General features: G+C 41.5%; 8 protein-coding genes and 2 pseudogenes. 9 read left to right on the forward strand and 1 reads right to left on the reverse strand.

The window, feature by feature from the left end:
• From N5O98_RS05150 to N5O98_RS05160, 3 genes and pseudogenes are all read left to right on the forward strand, one after another.
• Positions 1-3,087 (forward strand): glycoside hydrolase family 2 TIM barrel-domain containing protein, encoded by a 3,087-nt coding sequence (locus tag N5O98_RS05150; RefSeq protein ID WP_008646840.1) that lies wholly within the window; start codon positions 1-3, stop codon positions 3,085-3,087.
• Positions 3,088-3,184: 97 nt separating this feature from the next.
• A complete protein-coding gene (locus tag N5O98_RS05155) occupies positions 3,185-4,741 on the forward strand; it encodes an endo-1,4-beta-xylanase (RefSeq protein WP_008646838.1) in 1,557 nt (518 codons plus the stop codon).
• Positions 4,742-5,192: 451 nt separating this feature from the next.
• A pseudogene (locus N5O98_RS05160) lies at positions 5,193-5,818 on the forward strand (glycoside hydrolase family 3 N-terminal domain-containing protein); the annotation flags it as partial.
• A gap of 46 nt (positions 5,819-5,864) precedes the next feature.
• Here N5O98_RS05160 and N5O98_RS27570 read toward each other — a convergent pair.
• A pseudogene (locus tag N5O98_RS27570) lies at positions 5,865-6,497 on the reverse strand (transposase); the annotation flags it as partial.
• 837 nt (positions 6,498-7,334) lie between these two features.
• Here N5O98_RS27570 and N5O98_RS05170 point away from each other — a divergent pair.
• The 6 genes from N5O98_RS05170 (at position 7,335) to N5O98_RS05195 (ending at position 17,066) form a co-directional block, all read left to right on the forward strand.
• Positions 7,335-8,861: a sulfatase-like hydrolase/transferase gene (locus N5O98_RS05170; protein WP_008641386.1), complete on the forward strand. Its 1,527-nt coding sequence runs from the start codon at positions 7,335-7,337 to the stop codon at positions 8,859-8,861.
• 113 nt (positions 8,862-8,974) lie between these two features.
• The gene (locus tag N5O98_RS05175; RefSeq protein WP_032841896.1) at positions 8,975-10,633 is read left to right on the forward strand and encodes a hypothetical protein; all 1,659 of its coding nucleotides are present in this window, start codon (positions 8,975-8,977) and stop codon (positions 10,631-10,633) included.
• Between the two features lie 21 nt (positions 10,634-10,654).
• Entirely contained in the window at positions 10,655-11,065 is a 411-nt protein-coding gene (locus N5O98_RS05180) for a hypothetical protein (RefSeq protein ID WP_004307741.1), read from the forward strand.
• Between the two features lie 12 nt (positions 11,066-11,077).
• Positions 11,078-12,703 (forward strand): DUF1735 domain-containing protein, encoded by a 1,626-nt coding sequence (locus N5O98_RS05185; RefSeq protein ID WP_004307742.1) that lies wholly within the window; start codon positions 11,078-11,080, stop codon positions 12,701-12,703.
• A 44-nt stretch (positions 12,704-12,747) separates the two neighbouring features.
• Positions 12,748-13,737 carry a glycoside hydrolase family 43 protein gene (locus tag N5O98_RS05190; RefSeq protein WP_004307743.1) on the forward strand — a complete coding sequence of 330 codons (990 nt, stop codon included), beginning with the start codon at positions 12,748-12,750 and terminating at the stop codon, positions 13,735-13,737.
• Between the two features lie 140 nt (positions 13,738-13,877).
• Positions 13,878-17,066, forward strand: a complete 3,189-nt coding sequence (locus tag N5O98_RS05195; protein ID WP_022199269.1) for a SusC/RagA family TonB-linked outer membrane protein — start codon at positions 13,878-13,880, stop codon at positions 17,064-17,066.
• Positions 17,067-17,068 lie beyond the last annotated feature (2 nt).

Raw genomic sequence — 17,068 nt, forward strand, 5'->3', positions numbered from 1 at the left:
ATGAATAAAAATTATATTATAGGTCTATTTACATTGGGAATAATTAATGCTAACGCCCAAACATTTGACGAATGGCAGAATCCGGAAGTAAACGCTGTTAACCGAACGTTTATGCATACCAATTATTTTGCATACGAATCAGAGGAAACAGCTTTACTAGGTCATAAAGAGAAGTCTGTTAATTATATGAGTTTGAATGGACTTTGGAAATTCAACTGGGTAAAAGATGCAACTTCTCGTCCTGTCGACTTTTGGAAAACGGACTTTAACGACAAGGGCTGGCAGGAGTTAAAAGTACCTGGAGTATGGGAACTGAACGGCTACGGAGTCCCGATTTATGTTAATCACGGTTATGCCTGGCGGAACCAGTTTCAAAACAACCCTCCGCAATTGCCTGTTGAGAATAATCATATAGGTTCCTATCGCCGTGAATTCATTATTCCAACTTCTTGGAAAGGAAAAGACATCATCGCTCATTTCGGTTCTGTCACTTCTAATATGTATTTATGGGTAAATGGAAAGTATGTAGGATATAGTGAAGACAGTAAGCTGGAAGCGGAATTCGACCTTACTCCTTTCCTCAAACCTGGACAAAAGAATCTGATTGCCTTTCAAGTATTCCGCTGGTGTGACGGATCGTATCTGGAAGACCAGGATTTTTTCCGCTATAGCGGTGTAGGGCGCGATTGCTATCTGTACGCCCGCAACAAGAAACGTATTAATGACATTCGTGTGACTCCGGATTTGGATAGTAACTATGAGGACGGCGCTTTGCATGTGTCAATCAGCCTGAAGGGCAATGGTACCGTTAATCTGGATTTACAAGATATAGCCGGACGGACTGTAGCAAAGGGAATAGTAAAAGGAAGCAATACTGTTGTAATGAATGTAGAGAATCCTCGGAAATGGACAGCAGAAACGCCTTATCTCTATACGTTGCTTGCGACTTTGCAAGAGAATAATGAAGTGATCCCCGTGAAAGTCGGTTTCCGCAAAATAGAACAGAAGAACGGGCAGATTTTGATCAATGGCAAGCCGGTATTATTCAAGGGGGTCAATCGTCACGAATTAGACCCGGACGACGGGGCTGTGGTGTCACAGGAACGAATGATACAGGATATACAGATAATGAAGAAATTTAATATTAATGCTGTACGTACCTGTCATTATCCGGATGCAAATTTATGGTACGATTTGTGTGATAAATACGGGCTTTATGTAGTGGCTGAGGCTAATATAGAGTCCCATGGGATGGATTATAGAGGAAATGGAACATTAGCCAAACGTGCGGACTATAAGAAGGCTCATTTAGAAAGAAACCAACGCAATGTACAACGTGGATTTAATCATCCTTGTATCATCTTCTGGTCATTAGGAAACGAAGCGGGTTTCGGACCGAATTTTGAAGCTGCGTATCGTTGGATAAAGGCGGAAGACACAAGTCGTCCCGTGCAATACGAACAAGCAGACGGAAATGAATTTACAGATGTGTATTGCCCGATGTATGCAGATTATGCTCAAATGGAAAAATACGCTAAACGTAGTGGTTTGCTAAAACCGATGATTCAGTGTGAATATGCTCATGCCATGGGTAATTCAATGGGAGGGTTTAAAGAATATTGGGAACTTATCCGTAAACACCCTCATTTACAAGGTGGATTTATATGGGATTTTGCAGATCAGTCCTGCCATTGGAAAAACAAAGAAGGAGAGGGTATTTATGGCTATGGGGGTGACTTTAGCAAATACGATGCTTCAGATAATAATTTCTGTGACAATGGCTTGGTCAGCCCTGATCGTGCGCCTAATCCTCACATGCATGAAGTCGGGTATTTTTATCAAAACATATGGACTACTCTAAGCAATGTAACCAAAGGTGAAATCAACATTCATAACGAAAACTTCTTTCGAGACCTCTCTGCCTATTATATGGAATGGGCTGTATTGGCGGATGGCGAAACTGTGCGTACAGGATTTGTAGAAACATTGAATGTCGCTCCCGGACAGAAAGCAAAAGTCACATTGGACTTAGGCGATAGTAAATGTGGAGAACGGTTACTCAATGTGGCTTATCGTTTGAAGAAACGGGAAGGTCTGCTTCCGGCCGGACATATTGTCGCTAAAGATCAGCTTGTACTGAATGCATATAAGGCTCCTGCTCTGGAATTGAAAAATGTAGAGACTGTCAATACAATAATTGAAGTTCCACAAATCCGGGATAACGACAGGAATTATCTGCATATAAACGGTGACAACTTTCATTTGGAGTTCAGCAAACATACAGGGTATCTGACTCGTTATGAAGTAGCAGGTCTGGAATTGATGGATGAGGGTGCTGCATTAACCCCTAACTTTTGGCGTGCCCCTACTGACAACGATATGGGAGCTAATCTACATCGCAAACTTTCAGTATGGAAGAACCCTGGTATAAAGCTTGATTCTTTGAAATGGGAAACAAGAAATGAGCAGGTAATGATATATGCCGATTACGAGATGAAGAATGTCTCTGCCCGACTAAATCTTACTTATGTCATCAATAATCAGGGAGCTTTAAAGGTATCACAAAGGATGTCGGTCAATCCGCAAAGTAAGACTCCACCATTATTTCGTTTTGGTATGCAAATGCAAATGCCGGAAGATTTTGAAATGATTGAATATTATGGCCGTGGTCCTATTGAAAATTATTGTGACCGGAATCATAGTAGTGACTTGGGAATCTATCATCAATGTGTTACAGAGCAGCCTTATCCTTATATTCGTCCGCAAGAAACCGGGACAAAAACAGACATTCGTTGGTGGAAGCAACTAAATGTAGCAGGACGAGGTTTGCAAATTGTAGCCGGGGCTCCGTTCTCGGCCTCTGCCCTTCATTATACGATAGAGTCTTTAGATGATGGATGGAGTAAAGACCAAAGGCATTTCCCCGAGGTGAGAAAGGCCGACCTGACTAATCTTTGTATTGATAAAATACAAATGGGATTAGGATGTGTAAACAGCTGGGGTGGGTGGCCGTTGTCACAATATCATGTAAAATATATGGATTATGAATTCTCATTTGTTCTTACTCCTGTGGATAATGCCTTTTAGGATGAACGGACAATATAATTAATGATAATCAATACTATTTTAAGAGCATAAAGGCAGCCGAGCCTATGCTCTTAATTAACATAATATGTAAGCAATAATGAAAAATTTTATTTTGTTTGTCTTCTTTTTATTCTTCCTGCCAGGTATATATGCACAAAGTGATTTTCCTAAAAATGCCAGCGAAGATAAAGAGAAAATAATGAGTGATTTATATTGGGAAATCTGGAATGACAGTGTTCAAGCGTGTATAGATAGAGATATAGAAGAATATCGAAAAGCGAACGCCACAATTGAATTGCCGGAAGTAAACGAGGGAACAGAAGTGAAAATCGAACAAGTGTCACATGATTTCATATTCGGAGCCAGTATATTTAACTTCAATCAGTTAGGAACGGAAGAGCATAATCAGAAATACAAAGATTTGTTTGGTATTTTGTTTAATCGAGCTACTATTCCTTTTTATTGGAAAGCGTTTGAAACAGAGCCGGATCGATTGCGGTTCAAAGAAGAGTATTGGGATACAGAAATATATTGGAACCAACAGGGTGACCCTAAATCAAAACCACATTGGCGACGTCCGGCTACAGATCCTATTGTCGATTTTTGTATCGCCAAAGGGATAGCAATCCATGGACATCCGTTAGTCTGGGGACTTCGGAAAGCACATTTCCCCAATTGGATACTTAAAAAATATTTAACAGGAAAGGAACGTGAAGAATTTAACAAGCTCGTGACTGCATACGTCGAATCTGATGATTATTATTTTGGAGAGGAGAAATACAATGATAATTATCAAAAAATATCTCCAGATGAATTACAAACCAAATTACCGCGGTTCTCCAGAAAATTAGAAGAACTGTTTAAGAAACGTATGCAGGAAATTGCCAGACATTATGGCGGGCGTATCGGCAGTTGGGATGTCGTGAATGAGAGTGCGGTAGATTATGCTAAAGGTAAGATGCATCCAAATAGTAAGCTTTGTTTGAGTTCCCGTTATGGCATTATGCCGGGGGACTATACTTATAACAGTTTCAAACAAGCTTCATCACTTTTCCCGGATGGGGTGCAACTAAATATAAATGATTATTGGACAGGACCGGAATATGCTTCCCAAGTTAGGGATTTAATAAAACGGGGAGCCAAAATTGATGTAATTGGTTCTCAAATGCATTTGTTCGACCCACAACAATGCTTGGATATTGCTGCGGGTAAACATATTCAGTCTCCTCAACAAGTGAGAAGTGTCATAAATCGTTTGGCAGCGACAGGACTGCCTGTTCATTTGAGTGAAATAACCATCACTTCTCCTAACAACAATAAACGTGGACAGAAAATACAGGCTGTAATTACCCGGAATTTGTATCGACTGTGGTTTAGCCTTGAGCCAATGATGGGCATCACATGGTGGAACGTAGTCGACGGATGTGGAGCAGTGGATGAGACCGGTGTTTCCGGGCTATTCACCAAAGACATGATACCCAAACAAGCGTATCATGCTTTGAATGAATTGATCAATCACGAGTGGAAGACTAAAGGAGTGATAAAAGTTGACAGCTGTAGACAAATAAAATTTCGTGGTTTCAGAGGAAATTATGTTATTTCATGGATTGACGAGTCTGGTAATGTCCTAACTAAAGAATATTATTTAAAGTAAATCATTAATGTGAATTGGTAGTTAAATGTAAATCGAAACCTAACTTTTAACTACTGATTCGTATCTAATCATAAAAAACAAAAACTATCAGTGTTATGTCAGATTGTAGAACGGAGTACTTGGTAACAAGAAATAAGCAGTTTCTCTGCATGACAATCTTTTTTCTTTTTCTATCAAGTCACAAACTGTAAGTGTAGCCGATTTTTGGGGTGATCTCCAAGCCGCAGTGAGCCTTACTTTTGACGATGGTATCCAAGAGCATTATACTTTAGTACCCCCCCCCATTTGAATCGGTATGCACTTCGAGGCACATTCGGGATAAATGGCAAATATATGGGCGATATTGATGATCATTTTGCTCCTCGACTCACTTCCATAAGAAAATATAGGCACTAACTGAATTTGCCAAATGAACGAAGAAAAAACTACCACCAAATTTGAAGAAGAACCGAAACATTTTGCTCTTTATGGTGCAAGTGAATCAGGGCGTGATTATAATACGGTTGATATGAGCCGTTTGCGTATGTATAATGAATACCTTGCTCCCTATCGTGCCGCTGTTGATGCAGGTGCAGGCAGTATTATGAGTTCCTTTAATGTTGTGGATGCTATCCCGGCTACTGCCAACAGATGGTTGCTGACTGATTTGCTTCGAAATGAGTGGGATTTCGAGGATTATTGATGACAGATTATTATGCGTTGGGCAAGATGGATGCCCACGGAGTTGCTCCTTTGAAAGAAGCCGCTGCGCGTGCTTTGCTGGCGGGTACGGATATGGATATGGTTTCCTGTGGTTTCCTGAATACGTTGGAAGAGTCTATAGCGGAAGGAAAAGTGGCAGAAGAACAGATTAATGCTGCGTGTAGGCGTGTGCTGGAAACAAAGTATAAATTGGGCTTGTTTGTCGACCCATATAAATATTGTGATACGTTGCGTGGTGAAAACGAGCTGTATACGACCGCTCATCGTGCTGTGGCACGAGAGATTGCTGTCGAAACGTTTGTTCTACTGAAAAATACGGATAATCTTCTTCCTTTGAAGAAGAAAGGTAGGATTGCTTTGATTGGGCCGATGGCAGTCTCCCTCTTTTACCTGTAGGCTGTTCTGTGGTGAGATACCGGAAATAGGCATCATCTCTAAATCGACTGATTACATGAAATCCCATTTCAAGTACACCATCTACAAATGTGGATTTGGAGAAGTAGGCATCCGCAACCACATAGTTTGTCAGTCGCAGAAGTCTTTCTTTGCGGGTACGTAGCACATGTAAATACCAGTCTATTAATGTGTATTTGACTTGCTCCAGTGTTTTTGCCGGTGGTGTTTGAACAGCCTCCAAATGGAAGCAGGTATGAAGGTCCATATCAATGAGACCAATGCCGGAGATTTCCAAACAACGTTTAGCCATCCTGGCACAACCCGACCAAAAACGCCCAAGGTAGGGAGTACATTTACCCGATTTGCTGATATAGCTCGGATCGAAAGCAATCGCAACACGATTACCTATCTGAGATCCTGCCAAGTTGGCATTAAAGGACAGCCAGTCGAACCTGCGACCAAACTGCTGACGATAGCGTTGTTCACCAAAGCGACCATAACGACCCAGTTGAAGGAAATTAATCCGACCCGGGATAATCAAATGTAAAAGTAACACTTCAAGCATAAACTTCTCACGCCATTTGTTTATCTTTACCGCCGATTTAAGCAGCACACTATTTATTAGCTCCAAATATTGGTCAAGTTCGTTCAGATTCATGATTATTAAAGATGTCGAAAACCTTAATATAATGAATCGGTAGGACTTGACCTACTTTTTATTTGTTAATTCAAAACTTAACGAACTATTGTGTATACTATTACAGTTTTTATTGTTAAGCACAACCTCTATTCCAAACTATATAGCCTCCCTTAAAAAACGATGATTCTTAAAAAAGGAATATTTAATCATCGGAGAAGGACATAAATCGCAGTTTGGTAAAGAAAAGCCGGAAAATGCCATGCATTTGTAATTACGTGATTCTCTATTCTCGCTGTTTTGAGAATATACTAATCGAATTGCGATAGATTCTTGATTCTTTTTGTTATTTGGAGAGTAGATACCTGAATAACCAATCATTTTATTATTTTCTCCTTTCCAATATATTATGATAAACTAGGGAGAAAATATTTCTTAATAGTCCATTTTTATCTTCTTCACCGGAGAACGATAGCTTCCTCGGTGAGGAACAAGTCGATGCACACCGAGGAACACTTCGTTGGTTTTAAGGCAATGAACGGTTCCTGAATAGAGAAAGATGTATATCTTGTTTGGCTTTATGCAATATTAGACTGTTTTTTGTATGCTCATGCGTTTATTTATACAGTTTATTTTCTAGTTTGCTACTTTCTAACTGGCTATTTTCCTGTAGAATATTAAAAGTAGAACATTGACAGGCCTATGCTATCATTTCGAGTTAATTCATCACACGCATTTTCATACCTTATTTCTCTGGAATAGTTGCAGGATGGACATTTTTCCCCATTATTAAACATTTGTTCTACATAAATAAATAAGTGGTGGCTAAATTTGCATCGTTATTAACTACATAATATTATGAAAAAGATAATCTATCTAGTTCCTACGTTGTCTTTAGTAGGTTGTACCTCACAGCCAGTAGAAGAAAAGCCGAATGTGATTGTGATTCTTGCCGATGATCTGGGATTTGGTGATGTCAGCGCTTATGGCTCTACTACGATTCATACTCCGAATATCGACAGTCTGGCTCATGGCGGAGTTTGTTTCACGAACGGATATGCCACTTCGGCAACTTCCACTCCCAGCCGTTATGCTTTGATGACCGGAATGTATCCGTGGAAAAATAAGGATGCAAAAATCCTGCCGGGAGATGCTCCTCTTATCATTAATGAAAATCAGTTTACCTTGCCGAAGATGATGCAGCAGTGCGGGTATGTGACCGGAGCTATCGGAAAGTGGCATTTGGGGATGGGAGACGGCAATGTCAACTGGAACGAAACCGTCAAACCGGGTGCCAAAGAAATCGGTTTCGACTACTCTTGCCTGATTGCAGCAACCAACGACCGTGTCCCGACGGTTTACGTGGAAAACGGCGATGTAGTAGGACTCGATCCGGCCGACCCTATCGAAGTGAGTTACGAGCATAATTTTGAGGGGGAACCGACTGCCATCTCTCATCCGGAGATGCTGAAAATGCAGTGGGCACACGGACACAATAACTCTATAGTAAACGGAATTCCCCGTATCGGATATATGAAAGGCGGACAGAAAGCCCGTTGGAAAGACGAGGATATGGCCGACTATTTTGTAGATAAGGTAAAGAACTTTGTTACTGAACACAAAGATGCTCCTTTCTTCCTGTATTATGGCTTGCACGAACCTCACGTACCTCGTGCTCCCCACCAACGATTTGTGGGCAAAACAACGATGGGGCCTCGTGGCGATGCCATCGTTGAGGCAGACTGGTGTGTCGGCGAACTGCTTGCCCACTTGAAGAAAGAAGGATTGTTGGAAAAGACACTGATTATCTTCTCCAGCGATAACGGGCCGGTTCTGAATGACGGTTACAAAGACGGTGCTCCCGAACTGGCAGGCGATCACCTTCCTGCAGGAGGTCTGCGCGGAGGTAAATATAGTTTGTTCGACGGTGGTACGCATATTCCTCTGTTTGTTTATTGGAAAGGAAAGATTCAGCCGGTCGTATCCGATGCACTGGTTTGTCAGGTAGATATTCTCGCTTCTCTGGGTTCGATGATACATGCCGATTTGCCGGAAGGTTTGGATAGTCGGAACTATCTGGATGCTTTCTTCGGAAAAGAGCAGACTGCCCGCAAGGATGTAGTGTTGGAAGCGCAGGGACGTATGGCTTATCGTTCAGGCGACTGGATTATGATGCCTCCTTATAAAGGTTCCGAACGAAACCTGACCGGAAATGAATTAGGCAACTTGGGTGAATACGGTTTATTCAATGTAAAAGCCGACCGAACTCAATACCAGAATATGGCGGCACAACAGCCCGAACTTCTGGACTCCCTGAAGCAGAATTTCTTTGCTGAAGTGGATGGTTATTATCGCAGCGAAGTAGAAGAAGAACCATTAAAATAAGGTCAAATGTTTATTCTGAACATAAATCCCGTTGATAAAACAATCGTTCTATTCTACCGGGATTTATTTCTCTACCTTTGTTCTGTTCGATGTCGGACAATTAACCTTGAAGTATGTATATGAAAATGAAAGCTTTTTTAATGTTTGTATTGCTGTTCTTATGTTCGATGGGAACAAAGGCGCAGGATTTGGGGGCGAACTATAATGAAAATATAGATTACCCGATTACGGAAATAGAGATGTTGAAACAGTCGAAAGTGAGTTGGGTGAGAGGATTTGTCAATATCCCCAATCTGTTTCTTCAGAATGAAAACGGGAAGATTGTTGGTGTGAAAGAAAATGCCATCAGGACACATATTCCTACATTGAAATTTATTCAGGCCAAGAAAGCCTTGGGCGACCGTGTGAAATTTATATTGAGCCTGAAAATACCTTTTGAATTATATACCGACACGGTTCCCAAAGTAGGAACTAAGGAGATGGAGTACATATTTCAGGCAACGGAAATATTACTGAAAACCTATGATATGGCGAAGAATATTGAAATACTTGTCATGGGTAACGAGCCGGAATGGGAGAATGCATTGGATACCGATCTCTGTCATGCGGATGGTGAAGATTATCGGGCATTTCTGAATGAGTTTGCCAATCGGCTGACTACTTGGAAACAGACTAATGGCTGGACATTTGATATTTATGCCGGAGCATTGAACCGTGTTTCCGAGTTGCCGAAGAGCGAAACGGTACCTGCAGTAGTCTCTGTGGTTAATAACAATCCTAATGTTGTAGGGCTCGACTTGCACGTTCACGCATTGAAAATCAACCAGGCGGAAGATGATTTCCGTATTATCCGCGATAAATATGGTGTAACAAAGAAACTGATTTGCACGGAATTCTCTATGGTGCGTGCTTTAAATCCTCATGTGGCGGATGCACTGGGAGAATGGGGAACCAAGCATGGTTATACGGCCGGGATGAAAATTTACGAATACCTTAATCTGATAGCCGAAAAAGCTAACGCCGGTACACCGGTGAGTGCAACCGAGTTCAAGAGCCTTTTTGAGAGTTATTCCTGGTATCCGAAGAATTGGTATAAGACTTTTTATGAAGTATTCAAGAAATATGATACGTATGCCATTACCGGACGTTTTAGTGTGGTTCCCGGTGGAGCGAGAGCTGTTTACGATGCGAAGACTGAAATGTGGGAACTTGGAGGAATTTATTTTTCCCGTTATTTAGGACTGGATGCAGACGGATTCTACAATCCCAATCCATTGTTATATCCTGATTTTATTGCTGCCCGGGATGGATTGGCAGTTTCCAGCCTTGTCGGAGGACAACGGGAATTGTTCATAAGTTGGGGTAATGGAGCCGATAAAACAGGTATATTGTCAGTAACAGATGAGGAGGGAACAGAGGTGGTGCGTCGATCGCTTGATTCGGAGAATGACTATACATTGGTTGAAAATCTTGCTCCCGGAACGACTTATCATGTAGCATTGCTGAAATCGGATGATGCCGTGTTGTGGAAGGATGATGTTAAGACCAAGTCTGTAACAGGAAAGTTTCCTTTGTTGAAATATCAACAAGTGGATGGATATATGTTGGTACAACTATTAAATTTGCCGGCTGATGTCTCATCTTATAAAGTAAAGCTGGATGGACAGGAAATCAATATAGTGAATAAGAACCTGAACGGACAAATACTTACCGCTGAAGTGACTTATAAGGATGGATCGGTAGAAATATTGTCGACAACTATTAGAAAGTAATTATCTTAAATTTATTCGCTTATGAAAGTAATATATGTAGTGTTGGTATGTTTGTTGACTTTCACCTCTTGTGCGGAGACGGAATATGCCGAAAACGGGGTTGATAAGAAGAATATAACAGGATATACCGAAGTTGGGTTTTATAGTTTGGATGGAATTTGTACTTTTACAGAGCAGGAACAACTTCAGGCTGCAATTAATCCTAAACGGTTGACTTATCGCCTGCAAAATTCGGATCAAAGCAAATACATTCATGTGAAGTTTGACGGGAAGCCCACGGCTGTTGGTCAAAAGATAAAGACTGAATTCTCATTCCAAGGAGTTTCTTTCCTCAAAGAAGGGATGGAGATGGAAGTAGTTCGTATAGATGGAGATAAAGTTTGGTTGTCAGGAGATAACGTCGGTATAGTAATCCCTGTTTTTAATAATTAAAAGAAAGATATTATGAAAAGATACATTCCTATTGTAGCGTCATTAATGGTGTTTTCGTTGATATCATGTGATGAAGTCATGGATCTGACACAGCCGGAAAAGGCTGAAGTTACCTATTCCAATATTACCTTGTCGCTTTATCAGACAGGCAAATATGATTTATATCTGGATGAGCCGGAATACCAATATAACATTATGGTGGAGAAAAGCCATTGCGAAAAAGAAGCAAAGGCGAAATTGGCTGTTGTCGATGCCAAAGAGTTTGGTGAAGAATATCACCTCTTACCTGTGGAATATTATGATCTGGATGGGAGTAATTTTAATTTTAAGGGGGACGATGTCCTGCGTATGGTAAATTTGCGCTTCCATGATTTAGGTACGCTTGACGGATCAAAGAAATACGTTCTCGGTTTGAAACTGGTTTCCGACGATCTTGCAGTCAATCAAGAGAAAAGTACAATGACTTTCTTCCTGCAACAGAAACAGGGAGAAATCGACAACCCTTATACCGTGGCGACAACGAACGACTTGATAACTCTCGGAGAGAAACTCAAAGATGGTAAGACGATCTATGCCAAGATAGAGAATGATATTGATTTGCAAGGTGTAGACTGGCAACCGATAGAGACTTCGGTTTCCAAACAACTTGTATTGGATGGAGGCGGACATACGATTCGTAATCTGAAAGTAAATACTTCCTCTTCTGTTAATCAGGGATTCTTTGGATTGTTGGTTGGTAAGTGTTCCAATATAAACTTTGAAAATGCGCAGATTACAGCCAATACAAAGATGGCAGGCATCCTTGCCGGACAGGTGGGAGCTGCTACTTCTCCGGGTATTGTGGAGAATGTTCGGGTATCCGGTACGATTTCTTTAACTTCGGGAACGGGAGCGACTGCCTGGGATAACGGTCAGGCTGGTGGTATCTGTGCAAGACTTCATGGTGCAGATAGTAAAATTCATCAGTGTACATCGGCAACGGATATTACTGCCGTATGGTGCGCCGGCGGTATTTGTGGGGAAACGAGAGGCGGAGCAACGATCTCTCAATGCTCTTCCACTGGGGATATTGTGACTGAATCATGTGTAGGAGGCATCGTTGGACGTATGTTATATTCTATCGTTACGCAGTGTTATTCTTCAGGTCTTGCACAAGCTTTCCCGATGAAAGTGGCGAATCCTGCGGGTGGTATTGCCGGATTTGTAGATCCTAGTCCGACAGCTGTGATCTCTTATTGTTATTCCGATTGCGAGATTTCCGCTCAAAATCAGGTAGGCGGTATTATGGGATTTGCTAACAAGGCGACAGGAATCACCGTAACACATTGTGTGGCTTGGAACCGGAAATTATTCTCTAACGGTGCACCTAAGTCGGGAAGAATTTGCGGACGCTTTAACAAAAATGAGGCTAATAATTGCTATGCGAATCCGAATATGGAATGTCGTTTTTCTGCCAATACGCCTGCTATCGTAGATGAACAAATACCCAACTACGCAGCACAAAACTTTGGTGCCGACCGTTACAATGGTCTTTCTACGATGAGCACCCCGATAGATGCTGCCAAGGCTCTTTCCTGGGATGAATCAATATGGAATCTCGCAGGGGAGAAACCCGGTTTGGTTTGGATGTTAGATTGAAATTTTGTAGATGAGATAAAGATCAGATATAGAATAAAATAGGTATGAAAAAACATAAAATGACAAAAAGACTTATTCTCGCATTAGGAATCATTGGTTTGTCTGTCACTGGGGTACGGGCTGATTCGGTTAATGAGAAGGAGATCACTTATGCCGATCCTACAATTTATGTGGAAAACGGAAAGTATTACCTCACCGGCACACGCAATCAGGAACCACAGGGCTTTGCTATCCTCGAATCGACCGATCTGGAGCATTGGACAGTGCCTGATGGCAGTTCCCTGCAACTGATTCTGCGGAAAGGAGATCGAACGTATGGTGAAAAAGGCTTCTGGGCACCTCAATACTTTAAGGATAAAAGAACTTATTATTTCACTTATACCGCTAATGAGCAAACAGTAATTGCTTCCTCAAAATCGGTATTCGGACCTTTCCGGCAGAAGGAAGTCAAGCCGATAGACGCTTCCGCTAAGAATATAGACTCTTTCCTATTTAAGGATGATGATGGGAAGTACTACCTATATCATGTCCGCTTTAATAAAGGTAATTACCTTTGGGTAGCCGAGTTTGACATAAAGAAAGGAAGTATCAAACCGGAAACATTGAAACAATGTATGGACTGTACGGAGCCTTGGGAAAAGACTCCGAACTATAAGTCTGCACCGGTGATGGAAGGACCGACTGTTATGAAGTGGGACGGGGTATATTACCTCTTCTATTCTGCCAATCATTTTATGAATATCGACTATTCGGTAGGTTATGCCACTGCTTCTTCCCCTTTCGGTCCGTGGAAAAAGCATCCGAACAGTCCGATCATTCATCGCAGTCTCGTAGGAGAAAACGGATCAGGACATGGAGATGTATTTAAAGGTCTGGATGGAAAATATTACTATGTTTACCACGTTCATCGTTCAGATTCCACCGTGTCCCCTCGTAAAACACGTATTGTTCCGCTCATCCTGAAGAAAGGAAATGACGGCGTATACAACATCACCGTAGACAAAGAGCATGTCATAAAGCCAATGTGGAAGTGATTTGTTCAGAAATGTAGTAGAGAAATCTATTTTGCACATTTGTACGGGTTTTAAGGAGATTCTTCCCTTTCATTTGAAGATTTTCCCGCTTAATTTGTGCTATGAGATAAAGAATTTGTTAACAGTTAAAAATAATGTTTATGAAAAGGAACAGACTTTATTTTTCTTTCTTCTGTCTTTGTTGCTTTTTGCTTTGTGCGCTGGACGTGCAGGCACAACAAATCTATTGGAAGGGACAAGTGAAGGATGCAGTATCCGGTGAACCGATGATTGGAGTCAGTGTTCGCGTGAAAGGTACGGGAAGCGGTACGATTACTGATTTTGACGGTAATTTTACTGTGAAGGCATCGAAAGGAGACATACTTGTCATTTCTTATGTGGGTTATAAAACTCTGGAACTGGATTTAAAGAATAAAACGACTTTAGGCGTAATCTCTTTGGGAGAAGATACGGAGACACTGGAGGAAGTGGTAGTGGTTGGATACGGCGTACAGAAAAAGGTATCCAGTGTCGGTTCCATTGCCACGGCAAAAGGAGATGATTTATTAAAGATAGGTAGTGTGAACTCCGTTTCCGAAGCTTTGCAAGGGCAGATGCCGGGCGTGGTTGCCATCAATTCCACCTCAAAGCCGGGAGCTGATAAGGCTTCTTTATTGATTCGTGGTAAGTCTACCTGGGGAGAAGCGGATCCACTGGTATTGGTGGACGGTATCGAACGTGACTTCAACGATGTAGATGTGAATGAAATCGAATCTATTTCCGTACTGAAAGATGCTTCGGCAACTGCGGTTTACGGTGTGAAAGGTGCGAATGGGGTGATCCTGCTGACTACCAAACGCGGACTCGAACAGAAACCGGAAATATCATTCACAGCTAACTTTGGTTTTAAACAACCTTCTGCCGCTCCTGAATGGTCTGACTATGTGACCTCTATGAAACAGTATAACAGAGCACAGGCCAATGATGGTAATTGGGGAGCAATGGTTCCCGAATCTACCATTGCCGCATGGGAGAATGCGTATGCTACCGGAAATTACGGCCCGTATAATGATGTCTTTCCCGAAGTGGACTGGTGGAAAGAACTGGTAAAGAATGTAGGTTATGAACAGGCTTATAATCTTAATGTACGTGGTGGTACGAAGAAAATGAGTTATTTCGTATCTTTGGGTTATTTGCATGACGGAGATATTTTTAATACTACCAAACAAGAGGATTTCGATCCTTCCTTCTCTTACCGTCGTTATAACTGGCGTAGTAATTTCGACTTCAATATCACAAGTACTACTAAACTTTCGTTCAATGTGGCCGGTAAGATGGGTTATCAGAACCAACCGTCTTATTATGAGAATGTCGATTCTCCGGATGAACGTTTTTTTAAAACGTTCTTTACGGCTCCAAGTAATGAATTTCCGATTAAATATAGTAATGGAATATGGGGAGACGGGTTAAGTTCCGATCAAAATATAGCCTGTCTGATGAACGAAGGAGGTAGTCGTAATATTAAGCAACATCAAGGTTTCTACGATATAATCTTGAATCAGAAGCTGGACTTTATTACAAAGGGACTGTCATTGAAAGCATCATTGTCTTACACTACTTCTTCTTCATGGACTACCCAGATCATGCCGGGTAAGATTTTAGGTAAAGACGATTTGGTTGCCCAACGTACACATATTCGTATTAATCGTGTGTATGATTACGCCAATCCTATTTATAATGCTGACGGAACAATTACTTATAATTATACCGAGAAACGCTATCCGGATGAAAATGCTCCCGGAGATTTGCCTGTTGGTGGTGTTTATGACGGTTTCAAGGCTTACGGACGTAAACTTTATTACGAATTAGCATTGAATTATAGTCGCCAGTTTGGCGATCACGATGTAAGTGCCTTATTTGTATTTAACCGTAAGATGAACGAATCAACCAATACTGCTAATTCGGGTGTGATGAACTTCCCGGCTTACGAAGAAGACTGGGTAGGCCGTGTCACTTACAACTTCAAAGAGCGTTATCTTGCTGAATTTAACGGTGCCTACACTGGTTCGGAAAAATTTGCTCCGGGACGCCGTTTCGGATTCTTCCCCTCTGCCTCTATTGGTTGGCGTATCAGTGAAGAACCATGGGTAAAGAAATTGACCAAAGGTGTACTGACCAACCTGAAAGTGCGCTATTCGTATGGAGTAGTTGGTAATGATAAAGGTGCTACCCGTTTCAACTATATTCAGAAGTTTGAGCAACTATCTGCCAATGCGCAGTTTGGTAAATATCAGACCAGTAACTGGGGACCTTTATACAAAGAAGGAAAATTGGCCGACCCCGATGCTACCTGGGAAGAATCTATTAAGCAGAATATCGGTATCGAAATAGGTTTGTGGGGTAAACTAAACTTTACTGTGGACTTGTTCGATGAAAAGCGTAATAACATTTTGATGACACGTAATACGATTCCGTCATGGGCCGATAGTGGTATTGCTTTTCCGCAGGTGAATCTGGGTAAGACTAAAAATCACGGTCTTGAACTGGATATTGCTTGGAACGACCGTATTGGAAAGTTTAATTATTACGCGAAGTTTAATTTTGCAACCAGTGAGAACCGTGTTGTCTTTATTGATGACCCGAAGAATCAGAGCGAATATTTGAAAAAAGCCGGAAAGTCAATCGGATATGTGAATAAATACCTGGCAACAGGAAACTTCCAGTCATTGGATGATATTTATAACTCGGCGCAGTCCACTATTGCCAATGGTACACATAATACATTGATTCCGGGAGACTTGTATTACATCGATTATAATGGTGACGGCATGATTGATGCTAAGGATATGGTTCCGATGAAAAACCTGAACTATCCGACTACTACCCTCGGATTTACATTGGGAGGTTCTTACAAAGGAATCGGATTCAATATGTTGTGGTACAGTGCTATGGACGTTTATAAAGAAGCGATTCCTTCCTATTTATGGGATTTCCCGGAAGGTAATATCAAGGCTCAACCAAATACGTTGAATACATGGACAGCCGATGCTCCGATTCAAGGCGGTCCGATTCGCCCCAGTATTCATGTTCAGAGAAGTTATAATTCGGTGGCTAGTACATACACATATACCAACCATGCTTATCTTCGCTTGAAGAACCTGGAAGTGAATTATCAGATTCCGAAGCGTTGGTTGCAGCCTTTACGTCTGACAAAACTGCAAGTATATGTCAACGGTACCAATTTGTTGACGTTCTCGAAAGGTGATTCCCGCCGTGACCCCGAACATTCGGGACAGAATGTTTATCCGGTGGTGAGACGTTATAACATTGGTTTTAGATTAGGATTATGAGA

The organism is Bacteroides sp. LFL-34 (assembly GCF_027257075.1).
GTDB lineage: Bacteria > Bacteroidota > Bacteroidia > Bacteroidales > Bacteroidaceae > Bacteroides > Bacteroides ovatus.

What these genes read in the sequence shown, in the direction of transcription:
- N5O98_RS05190 (WP_004307743.1), top strand. Translation starts at nt 12,748, where the DNA reads ATGAAAAAACATAAAATGACAAAAAGACTTATTCTCGCATTAGGAATC.
- N5O98_RS05155 (WP_008646838.1), top strand. Translation starts at nt 3,185, where the DNA reads ATGAAAAATTTTATTTTGTTTGTCTTCTTTTTATTCTTCCTGCCAGGT.
- N5O98_RS05175 (WP_032841896.1), top strand. Translation starts at nt 8,975, where the DNA reads ATGTATATGAAAATGAAAGCTTTTTTAATGTTTGTATTGCTGTTCTTA.
- N5O98_RS05185 (WP_004307742.1), top strand. Translation starts at nt 11,078, where the DNA reads ATGAAAAGATACATTCCTATTGTAGCGTCATTAATGGTGTTTTCGTTG.
- N5O98_RS05170 (WP_008641386.1), top strand. Translation starts at nt 7,335, where the DNA reads ATGAAAAAGATAATCTATCTAGTTCCTACGTTGTCTTTAGTAGGTTGT.
- N5O98_RS05150 (WP_008646840.1), top strand. Translation starts at nt 1, where the DNA reads ATGAATAAAAATTATATTATAGGTCTATTTACATTGGGAATAATTAAT.
- N5O98_RS05195 (WP_022199269.1), top strand. Translation starts at nt 13,878, where the DNA reads ATGAAAAGGAACAGACTTTATTTTTCTTTCTTCTGTCTTTGTTGCTTT.
- N5O98_RS05180 (WP_004307741.1), top strand. Translation starts at nt 10,655, where the DNA reads ATGAAAGTAATATATGTAGTGTTGGTATGTTTGTTGACTTTCACCTCT.